The sequence below is a fragment of the Jutongia huaianensis genome, from assembly GCF_014384985.1.
Classification (GTDB): Bacteria; Bacillota; Clostridia; order Lachnospirales; family Lachnospiraceae; genus Jutongia; species Jutongia huaianensis.
Map to the genome: position 1 here is coordinate 1 of NZ_JACRSX010000046.1, position 2,430 is coordinate 2,430.

1 protein-coding gene is annotated in these 2,430 nt (G+C 34.8%); it reads right to left on the bottom strand.

The window, feature by feature from the left end; translation table 11 throughout:
• Nucleotides 1–98: 98 nt before the first annotated feature.
• Nucleotides 99–2,006, bottom strand: coding sequence for a penicillin-binding transpeptidase domain-containing protein (locus H8704_RS13980; RefSeq protein ID WP_249298669.1), 1,908 nt, complete (start codon nt 2,004–2,006; stop codon nt 99–101).
• Between the last annotated feature and the right edge of the window lie 424 nt (nt 2,007–2,430).

Genomic DNA, 2,430 nt, shown 5'->3' on the forward strand with positions numbered 1-2,430 from the left:
GCGATTATATGTCCCCCGATGATTTTGAAAGATTGTATCAACAGGCAACTTCGGAATTGCTGGCAGGTTAGAATGAGAAAAACTCATTTTAACTTGTACTAAATCTTGACATAGGACCACATATCTTTACGATGTATGGCGTATCCCGTCCCGTGTGAATCATTCACTACACTTTTTATACCCTCTAACACTTCTTGGGATACGGATTTGGAAAAGGCTTCTGAAATCCACTGCTCTGCTTTGGCATTTTCTTTATACAATAAATACGGTTTCAACACATTTCCGTCATTGCAAAAACTTGTGTAAATACAAGCCAAATGAAGTGGATTGACAAGTACCTGTCCCTGACCATATCCCGTATCCGCTAACCCTACCTCACTTTGAATATGCTTATTATTGGAGAACTTTGACTCCGCCATCATTATTTCAAATGGAATAGATGAATGAAACCCCAACATAGATAATGACCTCTCCATCTCTTCTGTTCCGATTTTAAGTGCTGCTTTGGCAAAATATATGTTATCTGAATATATCAATGCATTTTTCAGTATAACGGGGCTATATGTATGAAGTGTCGTAACATGATATGTCCCCCATGTTTTATCTTTTTGCCAGCTATGTCCTTCATTTCCAAAATTATCTGTTCCGGTAAATGCTTCAGACTGTAAACCAATCGCCGCAATAACAGGCTTGAATGTGGATCCCGGACACCATACTTGTCTAAAACGGTTATACAATGGTTGTTTCTTATCTTTATTTAATCTATCCCATTGCTTTTTACTCATTCCCATTATAAATGCATTCGTATCATAGGAAGGTGTACTAACCATTGCCAGCACTTCCCCAGTAAATGGATTCATGGCAATGGAACAACTTTTGTCACTTTTAAAATTTTTATATAATTGCGCCTGTAAATCCGCATCTATCGTTAATTTAATGTCTTTTCCATCTTTCACTATTTTATATGCCAGCTGCTCTTTCTCTTTTCCTTCTGAATCAGCAATATATATTTTGCATCCATTTTCCCCCTTCAATTCCTTTTCATATACCCCCTCTAACCCCGTTTTTCCAATGACACTGGCATTTGTATATCCTTCTCCTGCATGCTTTTCTAAATCTTCTGCAGTTACATTTTGTACATAGCCCACTAAATGTGCAGCCTCATCCTTTAATGGGTATTCTCTGACTTCTACATCCGAAATCATTACACCAGATATTTTTAATAATTTTTCCTGTCGTTTTTGTTCCTCAACAATTGTTTCATCCGGATCCAGTGCGAGTAAATCAAGTTCTTTTACTTTTGCAATTTTTTTAATCGGGACAAATGAATCTTCTTTTACCCATTTTGCCGTTAATTCCTTTTCTATATCTTCTGGTTTTATTCCCAACAATTTCGCAATTCTGACAATGGATTTTTTCCTATTTTCTAACTTTCCAGGTATAATTCCAACAGATGAAGCAACACCCTTTCCCGCAAGCATTCTTCCATTCCTATCCAGAATTTGACCTCTCTGCGCCTGTATTACGGACACACGCACTTTGTCATCCTCTGTAAGCCCTGGATAGATTACTGAATTACTCCATACCATTTTGTACTGATCATCTTGTTCTAAAAAAGCAACTTCGTTTTTAAAATCCACTTTTCCGGCTACTGTGTCAAAAGCTGTATTATATTTAACTGTTAAACTTTCTTCTTCATAATCTATAATTTTTATATTGATGTTTTTTGCTTCAATCCCCTCATAAATAGCAGAATTGCGCTTCACAAAGTCCTCTTTTTCAATGGTTTCTTTACTCTCATTTGTTATCATTTCATACATTTCGCTATAGTTTTTCTGACAAATGCAATTCATATATGACTTCAAAACCTGTTCAGGACTTTTGACAACCTCTTTCTTAGTTATCCCTTTTATAGTAAACAGGACTACACCAGCTATAAATATGATACTTAGCACCAAAAAGCCAACACGGATCATTCTTCTTTTTCTATTATGTCTATATTTCATAATTACTCATATTCCTTTCATTTTTCTTTCATCCAATCTATGCAACCTAACACCTTTTTTCCTGTATGACCGGATTAACTTTTGATCTACAGGAATAATACACATACGAACACTTTCGCCGTATGCGAAATAAGGATAAATTCCTACTCCATCTCTATAATACAAATCGCTTGGTAGATTATAGCTATGAAATCCTTTTTCTGTCTGAAATATATGATCATATGCCTTTTTATTTAATTTTTTATACAAACTTGTTATCTTATTCTTCTCCATATTCGGAAAAAGCATTTTCAAACAATAAAAGCATAATTTCTCATATTTCTTATACATTTTTTCTGTATAACTATGATCATCAAAATTAACAGTAATAGCTTCTATGTTTTATAGTGTACACAGCAACAGTGGGTAGTGTCAGTATTTTCTT